Origin of the sequence: Mesorhizobium huakuii (assembly GCF_030160235.1) — a bacterium.
Lineage (GTDB): Bacteria > Pseudomonadota > Alphaproteobacteria > Rhizobiales > Rhizobiaceae > Mesorhizobium > Mesorhizobium huakuii.
In genome coordinates, this window is sequence record NZ_BSNY01000037.1 from 1 (window position 1) to 24,657 (window position 24,657).

Here is a 24,657-nt window from a genome sequence, read left to right on the forward strand (position 1 = left end):
GCGCGCGCCTAACATGCTGACTTAATGACATATTCTCACAGGCGGTGTTTAAGTCGGGCTTGGCAAGACCCATCTGTCGGCGTTCCAATGCTCGCAGCGCGGTGGCCATTTGCTGTGCGAGCTTGCGGGTGACCGCGTGCTGATCAGCGGTCGCGCCAAAACCTTCATGAAGGCGGAAATCTATTTGCCTGAATGAGGTCTCACTGCCTCAACCAGCCTTTTCGGTGCGCACAAAGCTCCGGCGGGTGGCGATGCGTGAATACCAGTCCTGGATACCGGTGAACCGTGCCAACAGCTTTTGCCCCTCGCTGACCTTGACGAAATAGCCGATGACCGGCGCTGCGTGCAGGTCGGCCAGCGTCAACTGATCGCCGAGCAGCCAAGGTCCATCTGCCTTCAGTGAGGTCAGAACTTTCAGCACGGTCTCCGCCTGGCTCAGGCCGCCGGCGATCAGGGTCTCGTCCGGCTCCGCCTTTTCCAGCCGCTCAACGGCAACGTCCCACACCATGGCGCGGTAACCATAGGCGTCGAGCATGCCTGTCATCTGGCCCATCCTGGCGCGGCCGCGCGCATCGGCGGGCTGCAGCGCCGGGCCGTCGAAGGCCTCGTCGACATAGCGCGCGATCGCGTTTGTCTCGAACAGCCGGAAACCGTCATGCTCGAAGGCCGGGATGCGGCCGAAGGGGTGATGCTCCAGATACCAGGCCGGGATGCCGTCGGCGGCGAAGATGTCGAGCGGCACCAGCTCGTAGTCGACGCCCTTTTCCTCCAGCGCCATGCGCGCGATGCGCACATAGACGCTGTAGTCTGCGCCGTAGAGGATTGGCTTGGTCATGCTGTCAGCCCGTCGCTTTCGCTGGCCCAAAAAAGCGAAGGCTCCTTTCGGAGCCTTCGGCATGTAGGACTGTGGGTGCTTAGGCCATCGCCTTCTGCAGGTTCTCGTCGATCTTGTCGAGGAAGCCGGTGGTCGAGAGCCAGGGCTGGTCGGGGCCGATCAACAGCGACAGGTCCTTGGTCATGAAGCCGGATTCGACGGTCTGGATGCAGACCTTTTCCAGCGTCTCGGCAAAACGCTTCAACTCGGCGTTGTCGTCGAGCTTGGCGCGGTGGGCGAGGCCCCGCGTCCAGGCGAAGATCGAGGCGATCGAATTGGTCGAGGTTTCCTCGCCCTTCTGGTGCTGGCGGTAGTGGCGGGTGACGGTGCCGTGCGCGGCTTCGGCTTCCACCGTCTTGCCGTCCGGCGTCATCAGCACCGAGGTCATCAGGCCGAGCGAGCCAAAGCCCTGCGCCACCGTGTCGGACTGCACGTCGCCGTCGTAGTTCTTGCAGGCCCAGACATAGCCGCCCGACCATTTCAGGCTGGATGCCACCATGTCGTCGATCAGGCGGTGTTCGTACCACAGCTTCTTCGACTTAAACTCGGCCTCGAATTCAGCCTCGTAGACTTCCTGGAAAATGTCCTTGAAGCGGCCGTCATAGGCCTTGAGGATGGTGTTCTTGGTCGACAGATAGACCGGATAGTTGCGCAGCAGGCCGTAATTCAGCGAGGCGCGGGCAAACTCGCGGATCGACTCGTCGAGATTGTACATGGCCATGGCGACGCCGGCGCCGGGCGCGTCGAACACGTCATGCTCGATCACCTGTCCGTCCTCGCCGACGAACTTGATCGTCAGCTTGCCCTTGCCGGGGAAGCGGAAGTCGGTGGCGCGGTACTGGTCGCCGAAGGCGTGACGGCCGACGATGATCGGCTTGGTCCAGCCGGGCACAAGGCGCGGCACGTTCTTCATGATGATCGGCTCGCGGAAAATGGTGCCGCCGAGGATGTTGCGGATGGTGCCGTTCGGCGACTTCCACATCTTCTTCAGCTTGAATTCCTCGACGCGCTGTTCGTCGGGCGTGATCGTCGCGCATTTCACGCCGACGCCGTATTTCTTGATGGCATTGGCCGAATCGATCGTCACCTGGTCGTTGGTGGCGTCGCGATGCTCGATGCCGAGGTCGTAATATTCGAGCTTGAGGTCGAGATAAGGGTGGATCAGCTTGTCCTTGATGAACTGCCAGATGATGCGGGTCATCTCGTCGCCGTCGAGTTCGACGACAGGGTTCTCGACTTTGATTTTTGGCATTGGGGAAGCCTTTCGCTACTACGGGACGCAGGTGAGATACCGGCCTATAGCAAAGGCAATGGCCGGACGCCAAGGGTTCACCGAAGGCTCGTTCTCACCTGTCATCGACTACAGTTCTGTGACGCTTGTCTTGCTGTTCGTGAGCGGGCGCTCTTCGAATACCATGAACCGGCGTCAGCGCATTTACGACCTTTGGGAGCAGGGCCGAGATACTTGCACAGCGGCCGGCAATCACGGTGTTTGTAGCGAAGTTAAATATTCTCCTTCAAAAGCCAACGTATCCCGTCGACGCTCTGTCATCCGCCGAGCAGGGATCCCGGCATAGTTCGTCCAAGCTTTCATCGGCCTGCTGATTCGCGACATGGCTCCCAGTATCGACCCTTCATCGAATCGAGCTCCGGGGAGGACGAGGCTCCCATGGCCAACGAGTGAATGACGGCCAAAGATGATCGACGCCGAACGGGCGCCTCCACCTGGGACGGTAGGATGGCTCAATGTCCTCCCGCTAGTGTCCTCGTTTGATGTGTATATGCCCACGTGGTGAGATATGTTGACGAAATCTCCCAGTCGTATCTCACCTGCGCCTGCCAACACCGAGTGGCTGCCTATGTGGATGTTGTTCCCGAACTCCACCCCGCCCCGATTAGAAATAACGACGAATGGATCGACCCTTACTCGTGAGCCAAGAGATATTCGAGAGCAATCAACAATAACAGCCGTTCTGTGGATCAGAACGTCATCGCCAATTTTTGAAAATCCTAAATTTTCTAATTGTTCTCGTGTGAGAAAATCGCTGTTTAGCCCAAAAGACATACCAAGCTCGATTTAGATGTTTCAGTTCAAATTCCGGTATTCGCGAACCAGGTCTTGCCAGACAATATTCGCAGGATTGACCAACTTGCGCGCAAGCATATCGTCAATGAGAGCAGGCTGCAGTTCGCGGCGGTCGATTTCGTCGTTCCGGAGGAAATGTAGAACACGAATTTTGTCCGCCGTTAGTTTGTTCGCGTTGAGATGCCTAAGGTCGTTGGCCGCGTTGTACTCCGCAGGCAGGACGTCAACGATACATCCTGTTTGATGTGCAGCGAGTGTAAGCGCAATCTGACATTTAAAGTAACTATCGCCGATGGCGTCTGTCAGACCACGCATCGTCGCCCATATCTCGGTTGCTAGAATGTCTAGGGCCTTCGGATTCATGGCCACAAACCCCATATTGAAATAGGGCGGCGAGATTGGAAGGCGGTGATCGGGGTCGATTGAATAACGATAAGTTTTGGCCGGCCAAGGCAAACTGAATATCCGGAACAGGGCTGGCCAAAACTCAGCACTATGCGGTTGAGGGACAATAGGGTTAGCGCCAAGACCCGGCGGAAAATGCGCCATATGTCCTTTTACTGTAGGCGCGTACGAAGTAAATTCGTCCACGAGGGGATCAATGTCACGAAGTAACACAGTGTCGGCATCGCAATGTACGACAACATCCGCAGTGGCTGGCGTACAAAAACGCCAGATAGCTGTTCCAGCCCAATTGAAATCTGCAAAAACGTCGTCGGGTGTTCGTTCCCAATTGATGTTGAAATTCTCGCTCCATCGGTTTTCGCGCCGCACCACATCGAGATCGCATCCGTCGCCCACCGTAATCGATAGGCGGGCATCGCGATACCTCCGATCGGAAAAGCGCCGGAGTGCGAAATTGAAGAACCGCACTTGCGAGAAGAAAATCTGTGTCGGCGAGATCGGTATTCTGAACTCTACAGTTTTTGCGGCCTTTGGCATGTCGACATGCAAGTTGCGGTCATGGCTACCGGCTGAGGGATCAATCAAGTGCGACATCGAGTGCCTCAAACACGATTTTCATGACTAGGTCTGCATCCGGTTCGGCGGAACGAATTGGAAGCGCGCACATCCTTTCGGCGAGATCTTCGGCAACTCTGCATGGGCTGAAGATTCGCGTTGAAGGCCAGTCGGAAAGACTGGGGCGATAGTAGCGGCGGATCTCGAGACCCTCGTTTGCCGCTGTCGCGACAAAGCGCTCCGCGATCTGCGGGGTTGGCATAAGGACGGGAAAGAGCTGCCAGGGCGCCGCCTTCGAATCCAAAGGATAGCGAAGGTTGGAATAAGTTGCGAGTCGAGCCAGATAGCGACGAACATAGGCTTGGCGGTGGCGAACAATTCTATCGAAACGCGCGAGTTGGGCGAGGCCGACAGCGGCATGTAACTCGGACATCTTTCCATTAAATCCCCAGAAGGGACCGTGAGCGTTTTGGTAAGATGCAAGGCCAAAATTAAGCGCGGCCCGCAGCGGCATATCTGATTTCAGACTCGCAAAGATCGCGCCGCCTTCCCCAATCGCGAAGGGTTTGGTCGCATGCATCGAGAAAACTTCGAAAATGTTCTCACCATTCCCATGAGGCGCGCGGGGGCCGCCAAGGCCGGCTGCGTTATCGATGATGACTGCGGCCCCGTGCTCTCTGCACGTGGCTATTTCCTTTGTCCAATCGTATGCAATTCCGAACGGCGCCACCAACATGGCGGCGCGAGCGCCTGTCTCGGTCAGCGCCTGATGGAGGAGATCGTTGTCTATCACCCAACTTTCAGGATCGACGTCAACGACGACGGGCGTCATCCCCGCTGCTCGTATTGCTCCCAACGATGCAGCAAACGTAAACGCCGGGACCAGAACTGCACCGGTTACATCAGCTGCCAACAACGCCGCCGACAAGCCAGTCGTTGCGCTTGAGCACGAAACACAGCACTCGGTTGGTCTGCCGAAAGCACCCAACAAGCCGAGTTCCAATCGACGTACAAGTGGGCCGAAATTGGAGTACCAGCCGTTCGCCGTGATCTCATCGAGCAACGCCGAATACTCGGACGGAGCCGGTAAATCTGGAACAACGGAGCGATGCCGGTAGGGCGACTTGAATTTGATCGTCATGTGGCGCGCAGGCGTCCGCCACCTTCAGTCGGCTGATCCAAAGCAGTTCCATCTGTAGGCCGACAATTGATCCATGAGCCGAGCGCCAAGGTCACTGGTTCACCCTTGGCCAGCGGTCCCATTCCAACGTTCACATCCCCTCGTGCCGGCCATCGAAGCGAAAAGCGCGTCGCGCTGAAACAGATTCAGGCGCCGCGCTCTAGGCTATTGCTTGATGCATGTCGTTGTCGCAAAACCGAGGTCAGTTTTACGCGACATGCATCGGTGGAACCTAGAGTTTGACATTTGCGCTGCGATTTATGTCGACTGAGATGCAAATGTCAAACTCGTTGCGGCGTCCCCACATTTTCCCGCCGGACAACGCTTGGCGCGTCAAGCTAAAAAAGGCCCGTGGAGCAGGCCGCCTCGAATCGTCTACTTAAATGGGTTTGTCGTTGTGAACGCGCCCGCGCCCGAAACAACATTGCTTGGGCCGAACGAAGTTGCAGTTGCGCCGCCGGTTAGAATTATTGCGCTAGGGCTTGCATTGAGCACGCTATTTATTACAGCCAGAACATTGCCGGCGTTGGTGGCCTGAAGTGCAAAAGTCGTGTTGCCGTCGACGAGAACTCTGTTTAGAGATGCAATGTTCCCGACGCCATTGCCCTGCACATTCACGCCTCCGCCATTCCGGTTGATGGTCGAGTCCTGGATAAAGACCCTCGCTCCCGATGTGCTGCTGACGGAATTGACACCATTTTGCGTGAAATTTCGGATGTCGCATCGAAGGATGTAGACGGCCTGCCCGCTGAGGATGTGCACGCCATTAAGGCCTGTTCCGAGGCCCTCAATGTCGAGCCCTTCCAACACCACTTTGCCGGTGGCTCCAGCATTGACAACAATCGCATTGGTCCCTGAGACGAGTACGCCTGCCTCGATATGATCGGATCGAATCGTGATGGACTTTGTAATCGTCACGCCGCCAAAACCGCCTGGATCGAGTACGTTGATCTCTCCACCTACCGCCGTCTTGGAAATCGCGCCGGCAAACGTCTTGCAAGGCGCCGTGCGGCTGCAGGGGTTGGCGTCGTCGCCAACACCGGAAACCCATGTCCTGGTCGCTTGCGCGGAAGCTGGCGCAATCAGGAAGCCCGACGCCAGAATCAATATTGCGAATGAAAAGAAGAACCGTAGCATCTTCATTTGCCCCTCCAAAAAAATTAGCCGGCAATCCTGCCGACCGGTGAACCTGCAACATGCTGGGGCATCCACATATTGCACGGACGCAGGGCGCGATCCGCCGCCAAATTACCATTAGCCAATACAGTTTGAACCCCAAGCAACGGAGATTTTATACCTTTCTAATTTGCTTTTCCAGCGATGCGACGCACGGTTGCAAAATAAAAGCGCCCGTGATGCGGATAATCTCCGGACCCGGAAACCCCAAGCGCCGGACTGATCGTCTGTTTCCAGCGGCAGCGCGTATGCGAGCGGTGCACCAGTGCTACGGCGGCCCGCATGCAGCCGGCCAACGGGCGGCGGTGACCTATTTACCAGCGGAGCTGGGACAGCTCTTCAAAAAGCCGTATCGATATGGCAGGACGCGGTGACCTCGTAGCGCAATCATCTGGAACACATGACCGGAACAGACTTTCAGCGTGGCCCCGGCGGTCCGGCGATCATCCTCGTCGAGCCGCAGCTCGGCGAGAACATCGGCATGGTCGCGCGCGCCATGGCCAATTTCGGCCTGTCGGAACTGCGCCTGGTCAATCCACGCGACGGCTGGCCGAGCGAGAAGGCGCGCGCCGCCGCCAGCCGTGCCGACCATGTCATCGATGCCGTGAAGGTGTTCGACGACCTGGGCTCGGCGCTGGCCGACCTGAATTTCGTTTTCGCCACCACCGCCAGGCAGCGCGACGGCTTCAAAGCCGTGCGCGGGCCGGTGGAGGCGGGCAGGGTGCTGCGCACCCGTCACACCATGGGGCAGCGCACCGGCATCCTGTTCGGCCGCGAACGCTTCGGTCTCTATAATGACGAAGTCGGTCTCGCCGACGAGATCGTCACCTTTCCCGTCGACCCCGATTTCTCTTCGCTCAACATCGCCCAGGCGGCGCTGCTGATGTCCTATGAATGGATGAAGTCCGGCCTCGAGGACGAGACCAAGACCAATTTCACCGGGCCGGAGATGAAGCCGGCCAGCAAGGAAGAACTGCACGGCCTTTTCGCCTATCTCGAAGGCGCATTGGAAGCGCGCGGCTATTTCCGGCCGGCGCCGAAGAAGCCGAAGATGGTCGACAATCTGCGCGCAGTGCTGACGCGCGCCGGTTTTGCCGAGCCGGAGCTGAAGGTGCTGCGCGGGATCATCTCCTCGCTCGACAGGTTTTCGCCAGCCATGCCGCGCGGCGACGGCTCGCCGGGCGATGATCCAAGGCGTCTTCCGGCCGCCGCCCGCGCCGGCAAGGCAGAGGCAGAACGCCAGGCGCACAAGCCTGTCGGTGACGACGAGGACGCGCCGCCGCTCGGCGGCAAGGGAACCGACAATGACTGACCAGCCGATCCTGATGTTCGATTCCGGCGTCGGCGGGCTGACCGTGCTGCGCGAGGCGCGCGTGCTGATGCCGGACCGGCGCTTCATCTATGTCGCGGACGACGCGGCCTTTCCTTTCGGCGCCTGGGAAGAACCGGCGCTGCGCACCCATATACTCGATCTCTTCGCCAAATTGCTCGACCGGTTTGCGCCGGCGATTTCCGTCATCGCCTGCAACACCGCCTCGACGCTGGTGATCGATGCGCTGCGCGACAGATTTCCCAGCCATCCCTTCGTCGGCACCGTGCCGGCGGTCAAGCCGGCGGCGGAGCGCACCCGCTCTGGCCTGGTCTCGGTGCTGGCGACGCCGGGCACGGTGAAGCGGCAATACACGCGCGACCTGATCAGCAAATGGGCGCAGAAATGCCATGTCCGCCTGGTTGGCAGCGACAGGCTGGCCGGCCTTGCCGAAGTCTATATGCGCGAGGGCTTCGTCGACGAGGAAGCCGTGCGCGCCGAGATCGCGCCCTGTTTCATGGAACATGAGGGGCTCAGGACCGACATCGTCGTGCTGGCCTGCACCCACTACCCGTTCCTGGTCAACCGCATGCGCAAGACCGCGCCCTGGCCGGTCGACTGGATCGACCCGGCCGAGGCGATCGCCCGGCGTGCCCTTTCGTTGCTGCCGCCCGTCGACGGGGCGCTGCCGCAAGGCGAGCCCGATATCGCCGTCTTCACGTCAGGCAAGGCGGACTTTGCCGTCAGCCGGCTGATGCAGGGGTTCGGGCTGGTCGTGAGGTAGACGGTAGCGGAACGCCAGCCGCTCAAACAGGTTCGAAGACGATGCTGCGTTGATCCGGATCGGCCAAGGCCAGCTTTAGCGTCACGCCGTCGCCCTGTCTGAGACCGGAGGCCTTTACGCTGGCAACGACAGGCATGTCGGCAAGCTGAACGCGCACGCCATGGTCGACGAAGTCGGTGACGACGGCCTTGAACGTTTCCCCCTCGCGTCCCCTGAGCATCACCGCCTCGGCGAGGTCGATGGCCGCATGGTTGATCTGCGAAGCGCGGGCATCCGCGCGTCCCATCACCTTCGGCAGTCCGGCGAACGCATCGCTGACGGGCTGCGGCACGGGCAGGCCGTTGGCGATCGCCAGCGCGCAGCGCACGACATAGCGATCGGCCAATCGCCTGAGTGGCGCCGTTGCATGGGCATAGGTCGCGGCCATCGCCTCATGCCAGGGAACGACGCCTTCCTGGTAGGGCTGGTAGGACGCGCCATTGCCAGCGCGGCGGATTTCCAGCATCAACGCCGCCTGTTTCGGATCAGCCGGATCGAGTGTGCGCTGGTAGTCGCGCAAGTTGGTCGAGGCCGGCCAGGACAGGCCGAGCGCCTGTGCGGCGTTGCGCAGTCTCTGCACCTTGGAAGCATCCGGCCCGGACATCACCCGGAACAGCCCGGTCTTGTGCGCCAGCATAGCATCGGCGATCGCCATGTTTGCAGCCAGTGAAAGCGCGGCGTTGTCCTGCTCGGATTGCAGGATCGGCCTGAACGAAAGCCGGAAGCTGCCATCGGAGAGCCTTTCCACCTCCTGCTCGGGCGGGTCGACGCGGGAAGCGCCGCGACGCTCTTCGTTTGCCGCCATGCGCCGCGCCAGTTCGGCGAAGCCGGCCGGAACGTCGGAGGCCGTCACGCTGTCATAGGCGAGCTTTGCGCGGCTATGGATGATTGCCCGCTCCGCGCCGTCCAACTTCACCGCACCATCCTCAGCGACCCGAACGGTGAAGACAACGGCTGGACGGGGTCCGTCCGGCAACAGGCTCGCCGAACCCTCGGCAATTGCCGGCGGATAGAGCCCGGCCTTGCCGTCCGGCAGGTACAGCGTCTCGCCGCGCGCCCAGGCCTCGCGGTCCAGCGCGTCGCCGTCGTCGACGAACCATGCCACGTCGGCGATGGCGTAATGCAGGAGAAGATCACTGCTGCTCGCTTCGATCGAGAACGCCTGGTCAAGATCGGTGGAGGCCGCCGGATCGAGCGTGACGAAGGGCATGCCGGTTCGATCGGCATGCTGGTTCGGCACACGCCTGGCCGCCAGCTCCGCCGCGGCCATCACCTCAGCCGGAAATCCTTCCGGCACGTGGAATTCGGTGCGGATTTTGGCCAGGCCGGTGGAGAGGGCTTGTGAGGGGTCTGTCAGAGACTTCATTCAGCCGTCCTACACCAGGGCTCCGGAGACGGGAAGGCTGCCGACGAATCGCCAAGGCCGGCCGCCTGATGGGCTGGCACAGTCGGTCGAGAAACTGGACCGCTGGCATCGGAACCGCCGCCGAAGCTTGGCGTTTCTCCTGACAGCAAAGGAGAAACCGCCATGCCAGCAACGTCGAAAGCTCAGCAGAAAGCTGCCGGCGCCGCGCTCTCCGCCAAGCGCGGCGAGACGAAAAAGAGCGAACTCAAGGGCGCTTCAAGAGGAATGTACGAATCCATGAGTGAAAAGCAGCTCGAGGAATTCGCCGAGACCAAGCGCAAGGGGCTGCCGGAAAAGAAGTCGAAAGACTGAGTGTCGTTCGCGAAATGCAGCCTAGGCAAACAAGGCCCGCAGCGGAACTGCGGGCCTTGTTTCTAAAGCAAAGTCTGTGGGCGAATGTTTTTGCCTTACCAGCGATGGCAGCGTCGTATCCGCTCGACGATCACCCTGCGATGACCGTGCCGCCACACCACTCTTTTCTTCACGATGATGCGGCAGACCTGTTTGTGGCCGTGCCAATGGCGCGCCATCGCCGGTTCCGGCGCCACCGCCATCGAACCTGCAAGCACCGCGGCGCCTGCCAAGGTAAGGAAGAACTTCTTCATGCTGATTGGACTCCTCTAGCTCCAGATCCCTTCCTGGTGCCGTTGGCGCAAACCTCCCGCCACATCCGGCATCGCATCAACGTCGCGAAGGCTATAGGGTTGCGTTGCGCCGCGCCACTCACAAGCTTGACACCGGTTAAATCTCGGTTTAACCAGCCGCCAACGCCGGGCAGCGATGTCCGGTGTTTGTTTTGTATGCGCAAGACCGGTTGCCTTGGTTTCTGGTTTTGTTTGAACTGACGTGTCCCGTGGGTTTTCCGCCGCGTTGCGTGGGAAAACCCTGTCAGGTCTCGAAAACGGAGGCCAGAGGAGGGCGCGTTTCCTTCACCCGGACCATGAGGTGCCGGGTGTGTTGTTTTGAAAAGGGAATGCGATGAGCAAGCGCGAATCCGCGAAATACAAGATCGACCGCCGTCTCGGCGAAAATATCTGGGGCCGCCCGAAGTCCCCGGTCAACAAGCGTGAATACGGCCCCGGCCAGCACGGCCAGCGCCGCAAGGGCAAGCTTTCCGATTTCGGCCTGCAGCTGCGCGCCAAGCAGAAGCTGAAGGGTCACTATGGCGACGTTTCGGAAAAGCAGTTCCGCAAGGTCTATGAAGAGGCCGACCGCCGCAAGGGCGACACCTCGGAGAACCTGATCGGCCTGCTCGAATCGCGTCTCGACGCGGTCGTGTACCGCGCCAAGTTCGTGCCGACCATTTTCGCGGCCCGTCAGTTCGTCAACCACGGCCACGTCAACGTCAACGGCAAGCGCGTCAACATCGGCTCGTATCGCTGCAAGCCGGGCGACGTCATCGAAGTGCGCGAAAAGTCGAAGCAGCTGGTCATCGTCCTGGAATCGGTCGGCCTCGCCGAGCGCGACGTGCCGGACTACATCGAAGCCGATCACAACAAGATGGTCGCGACCTTCTCGCGCATTCCCGGCCTGGCGGACGTTCCGTTCGCCGTGCAGATGGAGCCGAACCTGGTCGTCGAATTCTATTCGCGCTAAGCGAACGCTTTTCTGCGATACCGGAAAGGCCGCCCTCGAGGCGGCCTTTTTGTTTGGCGCATCCCGCTTTGCCGTTTCGATTTTCCGGCCGATGCGCTAATCCGGGCGGACACCACATCCCGGGGCCGCCGCGCCATGAACATGCAGCCAGACATCGAGACGCTTGAACCGGCCGCCGAAGGCGGCTCCCATCCGCTGTTCGCTGATGTGCCGTCCTCGGTCGAGTTCAACAAATTGCGCAAGCGGCTGCTGCGTCTGACCCGCCAGGCGATCGAGGATTTCTCGATGGTGGAGCCGGGCCAGCGCTGGCTGGTCGCGCTGTCGGGCGGCAAGGATTCCTACGGCCTGCTTGCCACGCTGCTGGACCTCAAATGGCGCGGGCTGCTGCCGGTCGAATTGCTGGCCTGCAATCTTGACCAGGGCCAGCCGAATTTCCCCAAGCACATCCTGCCCGACTATCTCGACGCCAACGGTATTGCCCACCGAATCGAGTATCAGGACACCTATTCGGTGGTCACCGACAAGCTGCCGCAAGGCAGCACCTATTGCTCGCTCTGCTCGCGGCTGCGGCGCGGCCATCTCTACCGCATCGCGCGCGAGGAGGGGTGCTCGGCGCTGGTGCTCGGCCATCATCGCGAGGACATTCTCGAGACCTTCTTCATGAACCTGTTCCATGGCGGCCGTCTCGCCGCCATGCCGCCAAAGCTGCTCAACGACGAAGGCGACGTCATGGTGCTGCGGCCGCTGAGCTACTGCGCCGAGATCGACCTCGAGAAATTCGCTGCGGCGATGCGGTTCCCGATCATCCCTTGCGACCTCTGCGGCAGCCAGGAAGGTCTCCAGCGCAACGCCATGAAGGCGATGCTGGAAGATATCGAAAGGCGCATGCCCGGCCGCAAGGACACCATGATCCGTGCCCTTACCAACACCAGGCCGTCGCACCTGCTCGACAGGAAACTGTTCGATTTCGCCGCCCTGAACCAGACCCTCATCACAGGACAAGACGCTTCAGATGACATTTGACGACAACGCGATCGACTGGCTGGCCAGCCTGCTGGCCGAGGCCGCCGACACTGAAATCATGCCCCGCTTTCGCCGGCTGGGCGACGGCGACATCAGGCAGAAGACCTCAGCCGCCGATCTGGTGACGGAAGCCGATGTCAATGCCGAGCGACTGATCACAGCCAAGCTGCGCCAGCATTATCCCGGCGCCATGGTCGTCGGCGAGGAAGCCTGTTCCGACGATCCGGCGCTGCTCGACGGACTGGGCGAGGCCGATCTGGCCTTCGTCATCGATCCGGTCGACGGCACCTTCAATTTCGCCTCCGGCGTGCCGCTGTTCGGCGTCATGCTTGGCGTCGTGGTCAAGGGCGAGACGGTCGCCGGCATCATCCACGATCCGGTCGGCAAGGACTGGCTGATCGGTGCCAAGGGCGCCGGCAGTCATATCCGCCATGCGCATGGCAGCCTTGAGAAGGTGCAGGTTGCCGCAAGCGCGCCGATCTCGCAGATGACCGGCGCGGTCTCCTGGCAGTACATGGCCGAGCCCGACCGCACGCGGCTGGCCTGCAACCAGACCAAGACGCTGTCGCAGTTCAATTACCGCTGCGCCGCCCACGAATACCGCTTGCTGGCGAGCGGCCATGGCCATTTCGTCGTCTACAACAAGCTGATGCCCTGGGATCATCTCGCCGGTGTGCTGATCCATGCCGAAGCCGGCGGCCATGCCGCGCGCTTCGACGGCACAGCCTATTTGCCGTCGCATGTCGGCGGCGGCCTGCTGGTCGCGCCCGACCGGGAAAGCTGGCAGGAGTTGCGCCGCGAACTGTGGGCTGGGTAGGATCGCGTCTTGCGGCCAGCGCTTGACCGTCGGGTTAACGCGGCCAACGAATTGGTGCTCTCGCGGGGTTCTCTTGAATGAAATCTCGGTTCGCAATTCTTGCGGCGGCTCTTGCTGCCGTCTTGTTTGCAAGCGCCAACGCGGCAATCGCGCAAGAGCGCCTCTGCCACAGCACCGATCCCGTGACCACCCTCAAGGAGATGTCGGAGGCAATCTATGCCTGCTGGAAGCCGCCGGCGGGAACCGCGGGCATGTCGCTGACGCTGCAGTTCTCGCTTCGCCGCAACGGCACTCTGATCGGTAAGCCTCGCGCCACCTATTCGGATCTGGGGACCGATCCGCAACTCAGCCGGGCCTTCGTGGCATCCATCCTCAAGGCGCTCGACGACGCTCTGCCATTGCCCTTTTCGGACAGTATGGGCGGAGCAATCGCCGGGCGTATGCTCGCGCCTCGCTTCACGGCGGCGCGTGAAGGTGCATCCTGACGCTCATCGTCTAATGCAGGTCGGTGACATGCCCTGAAATGGGTGGATTGTGCGGCTGGAACATCTTGCCGCGCTCGGCGATGAGGATCATCAGCAGCGCCGCGACCGAGACGCTGCAGAAGCCGGCGGCAAGCGGCGTCACCGTGCCGTTGAAGGCCTGGCCGATCAGCGTGCCGAGAATGCCGCCGAGAAACGTCTGCATGAAGCCCAGTATGGACGACGCCGTGCCGGCCAGTTGGCCGAGCGGCTCCATGGCCAACGCGTTGAAATTGGCGCCAAGCGCACCGAAGGGAAGCATGGCGCTGGCAAAGAAGGTTATGAACAGCCAGAGCGGCATCTTGATTTCCAGCGAAACCACCAGCCAGGCCAGGCTGATGACCAGAAACAGCAACAACGCACTTTGCGATAGCCGGCGCATGCCGATGCGGCCGACAAGGCGCGAGTTTAGAAAATTGGAGAAGGCGAGCACGCCGGCCACCCCGGCGAAGATCACCGGGAACATCTCGCCGACGTTGAAGATGTCGACATAGATCTGCTGCGCCGAGGCGATGAAGCCGAACATGGCGGCGAAGATGAAGGTGCTGGCAAAGGCATAGCAGAGCGCGATGCGGTTGGTGAGCACGATGCGGAATCCACCGACGACGGAGGAAACCGTCAGTTGGCGGCGATATTCGGGGCGCAGCGTTTCAGGCAGGCGCAGCAGCGACCACGCCGACACGATCAGCGCGCCGACGGCCATGGTGACGAAGATGTAGTGCCAGGTCGCGAACAGCATGATGAACTGGCCGATGCCCGGCGCAATGACCGGTATGGCCATGAACACCATGAAGATCAGCGACATCACCTCCGCCATGCGCCGGCCTTCGAACGTATCGCGCACGATCGAGACCGCGATGACGCGCGTGGCGGCCGCGCCGATGCCTTGCACGGCGCGGCATATCAGCAGCGTTTCAAAGCTTGGCGCGATGGCCGCGGCGGCGGCCGCCGCGACATAGATGATCAGCCCGGCGACGAGCGGCGAGCGGCGGCCGAACCGGTCGGAGATCGGCCCGAAGAACAGCTGGCCGCCACCAAAACCCAGAATGTAGGCGGTGACCACATATTGCCGGTGGTTTTCATTCTCGACGCCGAGCGAGGCGCCGATCTGCTGCAGCGCCGGCAGCATGATGTCGATGGCCAGCGAATTCAGCGCCATCAGCGCAGCGCACAGCGCAATGAACTCCCAGCGCGGAATAGGCAGTTTGCTTGCCGATTGCGGCGCTGTCGATTGCTGGTCCACGGCAAGTCCGATCTCTCAAACGAAAACGCGCCGGCGGGCCGGCGCATTGGCTCGTCTTGGTCCCGATACCGGGACATAAATTGCCGAGGTGGGGCTGCCCCCGGTGTTCTGTGCAGTCTTACGACATGCCCAGAACCGAAATCAGGCGGCGCCTTTGACGCTGACGCCCTTTTCGACCAGGAAGGTCTGCAACTCGCCGGCCTGGAACATCTCGCGGACAATGTCGCAGCCGCCGACGAATTCGCCCTTGACGTAGAGCTGCGGGATCGTCGGCCAGTTGGAATAGTCCTTGATGCCCTGGCGCAGTTCAGCCGAATCCAGGACATTCACGCCTTTGTAGTCGGCGCCGATATAGTCGAGGATCTGGACGACCTGGCCGGAAAAACCGCACTGCGGGAAACCGGGTGTGCCCTTCATGAAAAGCACGACGTCGTTGCCCTTCACTTCATTGTCGATGTAGTCGTTGATACCGCTCATGGAATATCCTTTCACGCCTGTGGGAGTCAGGCTCGAAGCATGTCTTTCAAATAAACCCATAGGTTGCCCGAAACAAGACATTAGCCGCGCCATGGCCGAAATGGCGCAAAGGATGGGCGGGTTTGGGCCAAGCGGGTGTTGGCCGGAACGGCCTCAGTCGGGAACGCTGGTCTGCAGCGCCAGTGCGTGCAGCACGCCGCCCATATTGCCCTTCAGCGCGTCATAGACCATCTGGTGCTGCTGGACGCGGCTTTTTCCCCGGAAGCTCTCGGCGACGACTTCAGCCGCATAGTGGTCGCCGTCGCCGGCGAGGTCGCGGATCGTCACCTTGGCGTCCGGAATGCCGTCCTTGATCAGTTTTTCGATGTCGTGGGCATCCATTGCCATTGCATAATTCCTGTTTCGGGCGGGCGGCAGCGTGGCCGCCCGTGCGATGAGAGTCGGGTTAAACTAAAGCCTTTCCGGCCGCGATTGAAGCCGTTCCGTCCAGCACCGGCGCGATTGTCGCTAGGACGCATTCCCATCCGGATCGACCGCATCAGCCGCAGGGTCGTCTTCGCGCATCGAGAAAGTGCGGCCAAGGCTGAAGACCAGAACATAGAGGGGGATGTTGACCGCAAGATTGGCGATCGGCAGGTAACTGGTCATTTGCCAGACGGGCGAGAAGAACGGCTGGCCGTAGCCATCGCAGACAAGTGAGGAGCCATACTCCCACAAGGCCCCCAGCACGGCCGCGACGGCGAAAAGCTTGATGCAGGTAACGACCCGGCTTGCCCGCACCGGCTCGGGCAGAAGCCGGTTCCAAAGCACCAGGCAGACGATGGGAACCACGTAGAAGAGGTTCTGCAGCACCAGCATCGGAAGCGCGCCGTTGGCGGCGTGAAGGAACTCGGCACGGGTTTCCAGCCTCGGGCAAACCTCGCTCGAGGTCGTCGACAACAGGAAGAAGACGAACGGCCCGAGGAACCAGAAGAAGAACAGCGACGGCCAGAAAACGACTGCAAGCAGCGCCCGGGCAGCCAGTGTGCTCAACTGGCCTGGTCCATGAAACGGGGGAACCAGCCTTCATGGGCGGCCTTCAGATCGCTGACCGGGATCGCCCTGGCATCGCCGAGTTTCAACGCATCGCCGCCGGTCGAGCCGATCCACGGCGCGAAGATGTCGAGTTCGCCCTGCTGCTTGCGGATGGCGTCCCATTCCTCGCCATGCGGGTCGATCGACAGTGTCAGCAGATAGCGGCCCTGATCCTCGCCGAACCAGACCGGGATCGGATCGGTGCCGACAAGGCCGGGAACGGTCGCGCCGATGCCTGACGCCATCGCCATTTCGGCGAGCGCCACGGCGATACCGCCATCGGAAACGTCATGCGCCGCGGTGACGATGCCGGACGCGATCAGCGAGCGCACATGGTCGCCGACACGCTTCTCATGCGCGAGGTCGACCGGCGGCGGCGGACCGTCGGTGCGGCCATGGATGTCCCTGAAATAGACGGACTGGCCAAGATGCGTGCCCCAGGAGGCGGGCGCGCCGACCAGCAGGATCATCTGACCCTCAGCGGCAAAGCCGGTGCGTACCATCTTCGACCAGTCGGCGATGAGGCCGACGCCGCCGATGGTCGGAGTCGGCAGGATGCCCTGGCCATTGGTCTCGTTGTAGAGCGAGACATTGCCCGACACGATCGGGAAGCCGAGCGCGCGGCAGGCATCGCCAATGCCCTTCACCGCGCCGACCAGCTGGCCCATGATCTCGGGCCGTTCCGGGTTGCCGAAATTGAGGTTGTCGGTGGCGGCCAACGGCAGTGCGCCCGTGGCGGTCAGGTTGCGCCAGCATTCGGCCACAGCCTGCTTGCCGCCTTCATAGGGATCGGCTTCGCAATAGCGCGGCGTCACATCCGACGAGAAGGCGAGCGCCTTGGTCGCATGGCCTTCCACCCGCACCACGCCGGCATCGCCGCCGGGAAGCTGCAGCGAATTGCCCTGGATCAGAGTGTCATACTGTTCCCACACCCAGCGGCGCGACGACAGGTCCGGTCCGCCGAGCAGCTTCAGCAGTGCATCGGCGACATCAGCCTGCGGCACGTCGTTGGCGGCAAGCGGCGCCGGCTTCTTCGGCTCGATCCAGGGGCGGTCATATTCCGGCGCCTTGTCGCCGAGATCCTTGATCGGCAGATCGGCGACCTGGTCGCCCTGGTGCAGCACGCGGAAGCGCAGATCGTCGGTGGTCTTGCCGACAATGGCGAAGTCGAGGCCCCATTTGTGGAAGATCGCCTCGGCTTCCTTTTCCTTCTCTGGGCGCAGCACCATCAGCATGCGCTCCTGGCTTTCCGACAGCATCATCTCATAGGCGCTCATGCGCTCTTCGCGCACCGGCACCTTGTCGAGATCGAGCTCGATGCCGAGGTCGCCCTTGGCGCCCATCTCGACCGCCGAACAGGTGAGGCCGGCCGCGCCCATGTCCTGGATGGCGATGACGGCGCCCGAGGCCATCAGTTCGAGGCAGGCCTCGAGCAGGCACTTCTCGGTGAAGGGGTCGCCGACCTGCACGGTCGGCCGCTTCTCGTCGATCTTGTCGTCGAACTCGGCCGACGCCATGGTGGCGCCGCCGACGCCGTCGCGGCCGGTCTTGGCGCCGAGATAGACGACCGGCAGGCCGACGCCCTTGGCTTCCGACAGGAAGATGGCATTGGTCTTGGCAAGGCCCGCGGCAAAAGCGTTGACCAGGATGTTGCCGTTGTAGCGGGCATCGAAATTGACCTCGCCGCCAACCGTCGGCACGCCGAAGGAATTGCCGTAGCCGCCAACGCCCGAAACCACGCCGGCGACGAGATGCCTGGTCTTGGGATGGTCGGGCGCGCCGAAGCGCAGCGCGTTCATCGCCGCGATCGGCCGTGCGCCCATGGTGAAGACGTCGCGCAAGATGCCGCCGACGCCGGTCGCCGCACCTTGATAGGGTTCGATGAAGGAGGGGTGGTTGTGGCTTTCCATCTTGAAGACGACGCAGTCGCCGTCACCGATGTCGACCACGCCGGCATTCTCGCCCGGCCCCTGGATGACCTGCGGTCCAGTGGTGGGCAGCGTGCGCAGCCATTTCTTGGAGGATTTGTAGGAGCAGTGCTCGTTCCACATCGCCGAGAAGATGCCGAGCTCGGTAAAGCTCGGTTCGCGCCCGACGAGTTCGAGGATTCGCTGATATTCGTCAGGCTTCAGCCCATGCGCGGCAATGAGCTCTGGGGTGATCGGCACGGAATTGGAAATGGTCATGGGCGGCGATTTATGTCCATGGAGCGGGGATTTTGAGTCCCCTCTTATCGCAAGCTTTGCGGCCGATACACCCGTCGATGAGCGAAAAAAGACAGAAAGCAACAAGGTGATGGCCGCGTTAGGCCCGCACCGGGAGCTTTCAGGCGCTCGTCGGGCCAGCGGTGATCCGTGAGGAATGCAAAGCCGAATGGGAACGCTATGGCTATCCCGGCCGTTGGGTTGTAACCCTTCAGGAGATCAGACCATGGCTACCAAGCAAGGCAAGAAAGACAATCGCCTCTCGGACAAGGAGGCTCTGGATATCGCGGAAACCACCGACGTTTCGCCCGGACAGGCCAAGGAACTGGCCGAAAAGCACGGCAAGGACAAGGCCAGGGAGGAAGCCAGAAACTTCAAGGCCGAGGGCTGATCCGTTCGGTTCTCTCAGGAGAAGCTGTCATAGCCGGCGCGGCCTTCGTCGAGCAGGCGCCGGATGACGGCGACGCCGTTGGCGACATCGCCGCGTTGTCTCGGCTGCGAGGTGCCGAAGCGGACGCCGTGAAAGACCTGTTCCGAGCGGCCGGCCTTGAATTCGTCCTCGTCGTCGATCAGCACGCCGTGTTCCAGGCAGGCATTCTTGAAGGTGCCGGAAAGCCATGGGTCGGGCAAAGTCAGCCAGACAAAGGGCACCTTGTCGTGTGACTTGAACGCGAAGCCGGCCAAGGTCTCGCGCACGATCGCGATGCGGGCGCTGATTTCGGCGATGCTGCGCTTGCGGATATCGCTGGCCTGACCGGAGAGCACCAGCCTTGTATTCACCTCCGCCAGCAGGAAGGGCATGCCGCCGGTTATCATCTTGTGGGCGATGCGGATCCGGTGGCGATAGGCGGGAGGGCAGGAGAGCCAGCCGCCGCGGATTCCGGCCGCCACCGATTTCGACAGGCCGCCGGCGACGATGGTTCTCTCCGGGGCATATTCAGCGAGCAAAGGTGTCGGATCGTCGGTCAGGTGGCCGTAAAGATCATCTTCGATCAGGATGACGTTGTATTCGCGCGCGACATGCGCGATCGCCTCGCGGCGCGCGGCGGACAGTGTCGTCAGCGTCGGATTTTGCGCCGTCGGCATCAGGAAGATCATCCTCGGATGCTTTTGCGCGCAAACGCGCTCGAAATCGGCCGGGTCGAGGCCTTGGTCATCCGACGCCACCAGTGCGGTGCGTCGGCCGATCAGCCCGGCACTGCGGGAGATCTGCGAATAGGTGAGGTGTTCGAAGGCGACATAGTCGCCAGGCGTGGTGAGTGCTGCGATCGCCGCCATCACCGCGGCATGGGTGCCGAGAGTCGGAACGATGCTGTCGGCGGCCGGACGAAACGCGTTTCGCGACAGCCAGCGAGCGCCGGCTTCGTACCAGCGGCCAGGAAAATCACGCGTGTAGCTTGAGATTTCATGGGGATGGTCCCGCGCGGTGCGCGACAGCACATCGGCGACATCGGTGCCCTGGCCGACATCGGGCGCCGCCGTGCTGTCGAAACGCAGCTTGTCCTGAGGCGCATCGACATAGCGCGTGCCTTCCACGCTGACATCGGGCGCCTCCGGTTTCACGCCCTCGGCGCGCCGGCCCAGCACATAGGTTCCACGCCCGACTTCGCCGCTCACCAGCCCACGCTCGCGCAGCAATTGGTAGGCCCGGCCGACCGTGCCGACCGTGGTGCCGATGTCGTAGGCAAGATCGCGCTGCGGCGGCAGTTTTGTCCCGGTGCCGATCACGCCCTGGTCGATGCCCGCTTCAACGGAGTCCGCAAGGCGTTGGTAGAGCGGTCCGGCGCCGCCGGTCAGATCTGGAAGCCAATTTGTCATGGTGACAATTTTCTATATTGCACCGAAACATGAGTCAATACATATCAATCGCGCACCAAAAAGGGTGCAATTGAGAGTCTTGGCAGAAAGAAAATGGATACAATCGCGACAATCCGTCATTCCAGAGCTACGTTTCCTGGCGAGGCGCTGCGCCCGTCCGGCCAGCGAGGCTTTGTCGGCCGTCTGGTGCGGGTGGTCGGGTCGCTGGCACGATGCATCGGCCATTTGCTGGAGCGCCGGCGCGGCCGGTTGGCATTGCTGGAGATGACCGACGATCAGCTCAAGGATATCGGCATCTCCCGTTGCGATGCCCATCGCGAGGGCATCAGGCGCTTTTGGGAATAAGGGCCAATCTTATCGGACGCGTTAGGCGCCGCGATGGCCGATGCCGCGATCGATAAAAACGGCAATGATGGAGATCGCCAGGAACAGCGCGGTGATCGCCAATGCCGCAAAGGCGACGCTGGCGGTACCGTTCTTGGCGACATCGAGGAAAGGGTAGGGTACCTCGCCCGCGATCGGTGCCCGTACCAGCGCATAGACAAGATAGGCGATGGGGTAGAGCACCCACCAGGAAATGTCGCTCCACCTCGTTCTGCCCTCGGCCCCTGCTACCAGCCACCACAGCACGAACAGCGCCGGCGTCACATAGTGCAGCAGCACATCGCAGAGCAGGAACAGGCCTTGCGGCTGCCAGAGCCTTGCCAGGACGGTGGCGTAGACAATGAGGACGAGGGTGATCGAAACCGCGACACCCGCACGCATCCGCGGCCCGGCGAAGGCCGGCAGCCAGGCATAACCGGTGGATGACAGTAGCGATGTGTACACCAGCACAGCGCCAATGTTGGTCAGGATGGTGAAGAAGCTGAAGTAGAACACGATCGAGCCGAGCAGGCTGCGGCCCGCCTCCATCGATGCCGGAACGGTGATGCAGAACTGCAGGATGAGGCCGGCCAGACCGATGGCCAGCCCCGCGATCTGCAGGAAACGGCCCATGGTCAGGCGGTCGCGGCGCAGGCGGGATTGCCCGTCTGCCAGCGGGCAATGTCGGAACCGATGCGTGCGCCGAGCGGGTCGTTCATCAGTGGTCCGAACACGTCGACACGGCTCGAATTGCCTTGAGCCTGCACGACCAGAAGCGGCTTGCCGCCATAATGCTTGGCCGGCACCAGAAGGAAACGCGGCGTGCCGCTGAACGAATTCAATTCATTGGCCATCTGATATTGCTTGAAGGCCGGATCCTTGCTGGCGATCCAGCATTTGTGGGCAGATATCGCCACCTGTTCCATGGCCAGCAGTGCCGCACTCTTGCCCGAAGGCACGGGCGTGCTCTTCGGGGTCGATTGGCATGACGTCAGGGCAAAGCCTGCCGCTGCGATGAGAACGATCGTCTTGCTCTTGATCAAGCGGCACCCATCTCGAGTTCGGACAGAAAGATCTTCAAGCCATCGGTCATTTCGCCCCAGACCCGCGACAAGGCCGGATGCTGCGAGGCGATCTGCTCGTAGGCATCGAATTTGGGATAGGCGTCGAGCAGGTCGTGGCGGCCTGTCATGGCGCGGAAATTGTTGAAGATGAACCGGGTCGGCGTCAGCCAGGCGTCGGCAAAGCTGATGTCGTTGCCGAGCGCGAAGGGGCCTTGCGCCATGCGCGCCTCGATCGCCGCCAGCCCGTGGTGCAGGCGGGCGAATTGGGCGTCGATCTCGGCATTGTCGCGCTTCGGCACGAAATGCAGCTCGAAAAGCTTCATCGTCGGCGTCAGCACGTCGAGATCGGTGATGCGGGCGAACATGCGCACCAGCGCGCGATCCTTGGAATCGGGCGGCAGCAGCGCCGGTTCCGGAAACCGTTCCTCGAGATATTCGGCAATGACCACCGATTCGACGATGGTTTCGCCCGAGCCGGTGATCAGCACCGGGATCCGGTTCATCGGCGAAATGGCGCGAAACGCTTCGGGGATCGGAAAACCCGGCGGCGGCGCGATGATCTTGAGCGGCACCTCCTTGATATAGGCCAGGGCCCGCACGATCGACGAGTAGGGCGACAACGGCCGCGAATAGAGTTTCATGACCGTCTCTCTCCCCAGAGCAATGGACGTGATGTCCTTGTAAAGCTTACCGCATTCGCGGCTGAGATCGTCAAGCGGCGATGCCGAGCGCGCCTTCGAACAGCGCACGGCCGTCGCTGCCGCCATGGGCGGCTTCGATCAGGTTTTCCGGATGCGGCATCAGGCCAAGCACGTTGCCTTGTTCGTTGATGATACCGGCAATGTCATTGATCGAGCCATTGGGGTTGGTGCCCTCGGCATAGCGGAACACCACCTGGCCTTCGCCTTCGAGGCGGGCAAGGGTTTCGGCATCGGCGAAGTAATTGCCGTCATGATGCGCCACCGGCGAGCGGATGATCTGGCCCGGCTGGTAGCGGCGGGTGAACATGGTGTTGGCGTTGGTGACCTCGAGCTTGATCTGCCGGCAGACGAACTTCAGCGAGGTGTTGCGCATGAGCGCCCCTGGCAGCAGGCCGGCCTCGACCAAAATCTGAAAGCCGTTGCAGACGCCGATCACCGCCACGCCCTTCGCGGCCTTTTCAGCGACGGCCCGCATCACCGGCATGCGCGCGGCGATCGCGCCGCAGCGCAGATAGTCGCCGAAGGAGAAGCCGCCTGGGATGGCGATCAGGTCGACGTCAGGGATTTCAGTGTCGGTCTGCCAGACGGTAACCGGCGGTTTTCCCGAAATCTTGGTCAGCGCCGCGATCATGTCGCGGTCGCGGTTGAGGCCAGGCAGGAGGACGACAGCGGACTTCACGTTAGGCTATCTCCACCGCGTAATTCTCGATCACCGTATTCGCCAGCAGCTTGTCGCACATGGCTTTCAGATCGGCCTCGGCCTTGGCCTTGTCGCTTTCCGCCAGTTCGACGTCAAACACCTTGCCCTGCCGCACCGCGCCGACGCCGCCGAAGCCCATACCGGACAGCGCGTGTTCGATCGCCTTGCCTTGCGGGTCGAGGACGCCGTTCTTGAGGGTGACGGTAATGCGGGCCTTGATCACGCTGGACATGCTCCTGTTCTAAGTATGGATCGCAAGCCGCTATCAGTGCGGCTTGCCTTTGACGACATCGGTCGAGGCGACAAGCACCGGACCGGTCGGGCGCGGCGGCTCATTCTCGTTCATGATGCCGAGGCGGCGGGCGACTTCCTGGTAGGCCTCGACGAGGCCGCCCATGTCGCGGCGGAAACGGTCCTTGTCGAGCTTGTCCTGCGTCGCCACGTCCCACAGGCGGCAGGAGTCCGGCGAAATCTCGTCGGCGACGACAATGCGCATCATGTCGCCCTCGAACAGGCGGCCGCATTCGATCTTGAAGTCGACGAGCTGGATGCCGACGCCCATGAACAGGCCGGAGAGGAAATCGTTGACACGGATGGCGAGCGCCATCACGTCGTCGATCTCCTGCGGGCTTGCCCAGCCGAAGGCGGTGATGTGCTCTTCCGACACCATCGGATCGTCGAGCGCGTCGGCCTTGTAGTAGAATTCGATGATCGAGCGCGGCAGGACGGTGCCTTCCTCGATGCCGAGGCGCTTGGACAGCGAGCCGGCGGCGACGTTGCGCACCACCACTTCGAGCGGGATGATCTCGACTTCCTTGATCAGCTGCTCGCGCATGTTGAGCCGGCGGATGAAGTGGGTCGGGATGCCCATGCGGTTCAAATGGTTGAAGATGTGCTCGGAAATGCGGTTGTTGAGCACGCCTTTGCCGTCGACGACCTCGTGTTTCTTTTTGTTGAAAGCAGTTGCGTCATCCTTGAAGAACTGGATGAGCGTACCCGGCTCTGGTCCCTCATAGAGGATCTTGGCCTTGCCTTCATAAATGCGGCGGCGATTTTTCATCTGATTTTTTCTCTGGATTTGCGGGCAGGCGGCAAGCGACCAGTTCCTGTCCGTCTGCCTATATTAGTGCGGCGACGGTTGGGTTCAATGCCGGGTCTATCCCAATCACACCGTTTGCTCAATCGGCAAATCCGTCCAATCAACCGCTTTCGGGACTGAAATGCCGCAGCGCAGCATATGACG

The 24,657-nt window shown here is 61.6% G+C and carries 28 protein-coding genes; 9 read left to right on the forward strand and 19 right to left on the reverse strand.

Annotation, left to right across the window (positions count from 1 at the left end; all coding sequences use genetic code 11):
- Nucleotides 1-208: 208 nt before the first annotated feature.
- From QQK95_RS19455 to QQK95_RS19475, 5 genes are all read right to left on the reverse strand, one after another.
- Nucleotides 209-835, reverse strand: a complete 627-nt coding sequence (locus QQK95_RS19455) for a glutathione S-transferase family protein (protein WP_284275685.1) — start codon at nt 833-835, stop codon at nt 209-211.
- Between the two features lie 79 nt (nt 836-914).
- Nucleotides 915-2,126 carry an NADP-dependent isocitrate dehydrogenase gene (locus QQK95_RS19460; RefSeq protein WP_284275686.1) on the reverse strand — a complete coding sequence of 404 codons (1,212 nt, stop codon included), beginning with the start codon at nt 2,124-2,126 and terminating at the stop codon, nt 915-917.
- 834 nt (nt 2,127-2,960) lie between these two features.
- Nucleotides 2,961-3,959, reverse strand: a complete 999-nt coding sequence (locus tag QQK95_RS19465; protein WP_284275687.1) for a hypothetical protein — start codon at nt 3,957-3,959, stop codon at nt 2,961-2,963.
- Entirely contained in the window at nt 3,943-5,061 is a 1,119-nt protein-coding gene (locus QQK95_RS19470; protein WP_284275688.1) for a DegT/DnrJ/EryC1/StrS family aminotransferase, read from the reverse strand. The genes QQK95_RS19465 and QQK95_RS19470 overlap by 17 nt, the downstream gene beginning before the upstream one ends.
- A 414-nt stretch (nt 5,062-5,475) precedes the next feature.
- The gene (locus QQK95_RS19475) at nt 5,476-6,243 is read right to left on the reverse strand and encodes a right-handed parallel beta-helix repeat-containing protein (RefSeq protein ID WP_284275689.1); all 768 of its coding nucleotides are present in this window, start codon (nt 6,241-6,243) and stop codon (nt 5,476-5,478) included.
- A 433-nt stretch (nt 6,244-6,676) separates the two neighbouring features.
- Here QQK95_RS19475 and QQK95_RS19480 point away from each other — a divergent pair, with 433 nt between their 5' ends.
- The gene (locus tag QQK95_RS19480) at nt 6,677-7,588 is read left to right on the forward strand and encodes an RNA methyltransferase (protein WP_284275690.1); all 912 of its coding nucleotides are present in this window, start codon (nt 6,677-6,679) and stop codon (nt 7,586-7,588) included.
- Nucleotides 7,581-8,369 carry a glutamate racemase gene (murI, locus tag QQK95_RS19485; protein WP_284275691.1) on the forward strand — a complete coding sequence of 263 codons (789 nt, stop codon included), beginning with the start codon at nt 7,581-7,583 and terminating at the stop codon, nt 8,367-8,369. The genes QQK95_RS19480 and murI overlap by 8 nt, the downstream gene beginning before the upstream one ends.
- A 22-nt stretch (nt 8,370-8,391) precedes the next feature.
- On the opposite strand, the gene QQK95_RS19490 is transcribed toward murI, so the two are convergent.
- Nucleotides 8,392-9,774, reverse strand: coding sequence for an RNB domain-containing ribonuclease (locus QQK95_RS19490; protein WP_284275692.1), 1,383 nt, complete (start codon nt 9,772-9,774; stop codon nt 8,392-8,394).
- Nucleotides 9,775-9,936: 162 nt separating this feature from the next.
- Here QQK95_RS19490 and QQK95_RS19495 point away from each other — a divergent pair, with 162 nt between their 5' ends.
- A complete protein-coding gene (locus QQK95_RS19495) occupies nt 9,937-10,125 on the forward strand; it encodes a DUF3008 family protein (protein WP_126069321.1) in 189 nt (62 codons plus the stop codon).
- A gap of 95 nt (nt 10,126-10,220) precedes the next feature.
- On the opposite strand, the gene QQK95_RS19500 is transcribed toward QQK95_RS19495, so the two are convergent.
- Nucleotides 10,221-10,418, reverse strand: a complete 198-nt coding sequence (locus tag QQK95_RS19500) for a hypothetical protein (RefSeq protein ID WP_027042433.1) — start codon at nt 10,416-10,418, stop codon at nt 10,221-10,223.
- Between the two features lie 373 nt (nt 10,419-10,791).
- On the opposite strand from QQK95_RS19500, the gene rpsD reads away from it, so the two are divergent.
- From rpsD to QQK95_RS19520, 4 genes are all read left to right on the forward strand, one after another.
- A complete protein-coding gene (rpsD, locus tag QQK95_RS19505) occupies nt 10,792-11,409 on the forward strand; it encodes a 30S ribosomal protein S4 (protein WP_010909086.1) in 618 nt (205 codons plus the stop codon).
- A gap of 135 nt (nt 11,410-11,544) precedes the next feature.
- Entirely contained in the window at nt 11,545-12,432 is an 888-nt protein-coding gene (gene ttcA, locus QQK95_RS19510; protein WP_284275693.1) for a tRNA 2-thiocytidine(32) synthetase TtcA, read from the forward strand.
- Complete coding sequence (locus tag QQK95_RS19515) at nt 12,422-13,249, forward strand: inositol monophosphatase family protein (RefSeq protein ID WP_284275694.1); 828 nt, start codon at nt 12,422-12,424, stop codon at nt 13,247-13,249. Before ttcA ends, QQK95_RS19515 begins: the two co-directional genes overlap by 11 nt.
- A gap of 77 nt (nt 13,250-13,326) precedes the next feature.
- Nucleotides 13,327-13,734 (forward strand): energy transducer TonB, encoded by a 408-nt coding sequence (locus QQK95_RS19520; RefSeq protein WP_284275695.1) that lies wholly within the window; start codon nt 13,327-13,329, stop codon nt 13,732-13,734.
- 10 nt (nt 13,735-13,744) lie between these two features.
- Here the strand turns inward: QQK95_RS19520 and QQK95_RS19525 are convergent, their stop codons facing one another.
- The 5 genes from QQK95_RS19525 to purL all read right to left on the reverse strand — a co-directional run bounded on the left by QQK95_RS19525 (nt 13,745) and on the right by purL (nt 18,750).
- Nucleotides 13,745-15,013, reverse strand: coding sequence for a multidrug effflux MFS transporter (locus QQK95_RS19525; RefSeq protein WP_284275696.1), 1,269 nt, complete (start codon nt 15,011-15,013; stop codon nt 13,745-13,747).
- 141 nt (nt 15,014-15,154) lie between these two features.
- Nucleotides 15,155-15,490: a Grx4 family monothiol glutaredoxin gene (gene grxD, locus QQK95_RS19530; RefSeq protein ID WP_010909091.1), complete on the reverse strand. Its 336-nt coding sequence runs from the start codon at nt 15,488-15,490 to the stop codon at nt 15,155-15,157.
- A 153-nt stretch (nt 15,491-15,643) separates the two neighbouring features.
- A complete protein-coding gene (locus tag QQK95_RS19535) occupies nt 15,644-15,877 on the reverse strand; it encodes a BolA/IbaG family iron-sulfur metabolism protein (RefSeq protein WP_010909092.1) in 234 nt (77 codons plus the stop codon).
- 120 nt (nt 15,878-15,997) lie between these two features.
- Nucleotides 15,998-16,522, reverse strand: coding sequence for a hypothetical protein (locus tag QQK95_RS19540; RefSeq protein ID WP_284275697.1), 525 nt, complete (start codon nt 16,520-16,522; stop codon nt 15,998-16,000).
- Nucleotides 16,519-18,750, reverse strand: coding sequence for a phosphoribosylformylglycinamidine synthase subunit PurL (purL, locus tag QQK95_RS19545; RefSeq protein WP_284275698.1), 2,232 nt, complete (start codon nt 18,748-18,750; stop codon nt 16,519-16,521). Before purL ends, QQK95_RS19540 begins: the two co-directional genes overlap by 4 nt.
- 244 nt (nt 18,751-18,994) lie before the next feature.
- Between purL and QQK95_RS19550 the strand changes: the two genes are divergently transcribed.
- On the forward strand, nt 18,995-19,159 hold the full coding sequence (locus tag QQK95_RS19550) for a hypothetical protein (protein ID WP_284275699.1): 165 nt from the start codon (nt 18,995-18,997) through the stop codon (nt 19,157-19,159).
- A gap of 14 nt (nt 19,160-19,173) precedes the next feature.
- Here the strand turns inward: QQK95_RS19550 and QQK95_RS19555 are convergent, their stop codons facing one another.
- Complete coding sequence (locus QQK95_RS19555; protein ID WP_284275700.1) at nt 19,174-20,586, reverse strand: aminotransferase-like domain-containing protein; 1,413 nt, start codon at nt 20,584-20,586, stop codon at nt 19,174-19,176.
- Nucleotides 20,587-20,679: 93 nt separating this feature from the next.
- Here QQK95_RS19555 and QQK95_RS19560 point away from each other — a divergent pair, with 93 nt between their 5' ends.
- Entirely contained in the window at nt 20,680-20,931 is a 252-nt protein-coding gene (locus QQK95_RS19560) for a DUF1127 domain-containing protein (RefSeq protein WP_284275701.1), read from the forward strand.
- A gap of 21 nt (nt 20,932-20,952) precedes the next feature.
- On the opposite strand, the gene QQK95_RS19565 is transcribed toward QQK95_RS19560, so the two are convergent.
- The 6 genes from QQK95_RS19565 to purC form a co-directional block, all read right to left on the reverse strand.
- On the reverse strand, nt 20,953-21,582 hold the full coding sequence (locus QQK95_RS19565; RefSeq protein ID WP_284275702.1) for a Pr6Pr family membrane protein: 630 nt from the start codon (nt 21,580-21,582) through the stop codon (nt 20,953-20,955).
- Nucleotides 21,583-21,584: 2 nt separating this feature from the next.
- Nucleotides 21,585-21,992 carry a hypothetical protein gene (locus tag QQK95_RS19570; RefSeq protein WP_284275703.1) on the reverse strand — a complete coding sequence of 136 codons (408 nt, stop codon included), beginning with the start codon at nt 21,990-21,992 and terminating at the stop codon, nt 21,585-21,587.
- A complete protein-coding gene (locus QQK95_RS19575) occupies nt 21,989-22,654 on the reverse strand; it encodes a glutathione S-transferase family protein (protein ID WP_284275994.1) in 666 nt (221 codons plus the stop codon). The genes QQK95_RS19570 and QQK95_RS19575 overlap by 4 nt, the downstream gene beginning before the upstream one ends.
- Before the next feature lie 70 nt (nt 22,655-22,724).
- Nucleotides 22,725-23,393, reverse strand: coding sequence for a phosphoribosylformylglycinamidine synthase subunit PurQ (gene purQ, locus QQK95_RS19580; RefSeq protein WP_284275704.1), 669 nt, complete (start codon nt 23,391-23,393; stop codon nt 22,725-22,727).
- Nucleotide 23,394: 1 nt separating this feature from the next.
- Nucleotides 23,395-23,637, reverse strand: a complete 243-nt coding sequence (purS, locus tag QQK95_RS19585) for a phosphoribosylformylglycinamidine synthase subunit PurS (RefSeq protein WP_284275996.1) — start codon at nt 23,635-23,637, stop codon at nt 23,395-23,397.
- Nucleotides 23,638-23,679: 42 nt separating this feature from the next.
- Nucleotides 23,680-24,474 (reverse strand): phosphoribosylaminoimidazolesuccinocarboxamide synthase, encoded by a 795-nt coding sequence (gene purC, locus QQK95_RS19590; RefSeq protein WP_010909103.1) that lies wholly within the window; start codon nt 24,472-24,474, stop codon nt 23,680-23,682.
- Between the last annotated feature and the right edge of the window lie 183 nt (nt 24,475-24,657).

Excerpts from the sequence above, each read along its gene's own strand:
- QQK95_RS19455 (WP_284275685.1), bottom strand. The coding sequence starts at position 835 with ATGACCAAGCCAATCCTCTACGGCGCAGACTACAGCGTCTATGTGCGC.
- QQK95_RS19460 (WP_284275686.1), bottom strand. The coding sequence starts at position 2,126 with ATGCCAAAAATCAAAGTCGAGAACCCTGTCGTCGAACTCGACGGCGAC.
- QQK95_RS19465 (WP_284275687.1), bottom strand. The coding sequence starts at position 3,959 with ATGTCGCACTTGATTGATCCCTCAGCCGGTAGCCATGACCGCAACTTG.
- QQK95_RS19470 (WP_284275688.1), bottom strand. The coding sequence starts at position 5,061 with ATGACGATCAAATTCAAGTCGCCCTACCGGCATCGCTCCGTTGTTCCA.
- QQK95_RS19475 (WP_284275689.1), bottom strand. The coding sequence starts at position 6,243 with ATGAAGATGCTACGGTTCTTCTTTTCATTCGCAATATTGATTCTGGCG.
- QQK95_RS19480 (WP_284275690.1), top strand. The coding sequence starts at position 6,677 with ATGACCGGAACAGACTTTCAGCGTGGCCCCGGCGGTCCGGCGATCATC.
- murI (WP_284275691.1), top strand. The coding sequence starts at position 7,581 with ATGACTGACCAGCCGATCCTGATGTTCGATTCCGGCGTCGGCGGGCTG.
- QQK95_RS19490 (WP_284275692.1), bottom strand. The coding sequence starts at position 9,774 with ATGAAGTCTCTGACAGACCCCTCACAAGCCCTCTCCACCGGCCTGGCC.
- QQK95_RS19495 (WP_126069321.1), top strand. The coding sequence starts at position 9,937 with ATGCCAGCAACGTCGAAAGCTCAGCAGAAAGCTGCCGGCGCCGCGCTC.
- QQK95_RS19500 (WP_027042433.1), bottom strand. The coding sequence starts at position 10,418 with ATGAAGAAGTTCTTCCTTACCTTGGCAGGCGCCGCGGTGCTTGCAGGT.
- rpsD (WP_010909086.1), top strand. The coding sequence starts at position 10,792 with ATGAGCAAGCGCGAATCCGCGAAATACAAGATCGACCGCCGTCTCGGC.
- ttcA (WP_284275693.1), top strand. The coding sequence starts at position 11,545 with ATGAACATGCAGCCAGACATCGAGACGCTTGAACCGGCCGCCGAAGGC.
- QQK95_RS19515 (WP_284275694.1), top strand. The coding sequence starts at position 12,422 with ATGACATTTGACGACAACGCGATCGACTGGCTGGCCAGCCTGCTGGCC.
- QQK95_RS19520 (WP_284275695.1), top strand. The coding sequence starts at position 13,327 with ATGAAATCTCGGTTCGCAATTCTTGCGGCGGCTCTTGCTGCCGTCTTG.
- grxD (WP_010909091.1), bottom strand. The coding sequence starts at position 15,490 with ATGAGCGGTATCAACGACTACATCGACAATGAAGTGAAGGGCAACGAC.
- QQK95_RS19535 (WP_010909092.1), bottom strand. The coding sequence starts at position 15,877 with ATGGCAATGGATGCCCACGACATCGAAAAACTGATCAAGGACGGCATT.
- purL (WP_284275698.1), bottom strand. The coding sequence starts at position 18,750 with ATGACCATTTCCAATTCCGTGCCGATCACCCCAGAGCTCATTGCCGCG.
- QQK95_RS19550 (WP_284275699.1), top strand. The coding sequence starts at position 18,995 with ATGGCTACCAAGCAAGGCAAGAAAGACAATCGCCTCTCGGACAAGGAG.
- QQK95_RS19555 (WP_284275700.1), bottom strand. The coding sequence starts at position 20,586 with ATGACAAATTGGCTTCCAGATCTGACCGGCGGCGCCGGACCGCTCTAC.
- QQK95_RS19560 (WP_284275701.1), top strand. The coding sequence starts at position 20,680 with ATGGATACAATCGCGACAATCCGTCATTCCAGAGCTACGTTTCCTGGC.
- QQK95_RS19565 (WP_284275702.1), bottom strand. The coding sequence starts at position 21,582 with ATGGGCCGTTTCCTGCAGATCGCGGGGCTGGCCATCGGTCTGGCCGGC.
- QQK95_RS19575 (WP_284275994.1), bottom strand. The coding sequence starts at position 22,654 with ATGAAACTCTATTCGCGGCCGTTGTCGCCCTACTCGTCGATCGTGCGG.
- purC (WP_010909103.1), bottom strand. The coding sequence starts at position 24,474 with ATGAAAAATCGCCGCCGCATTTATGAAGGCAAGGCCAAGATCCTCTAT.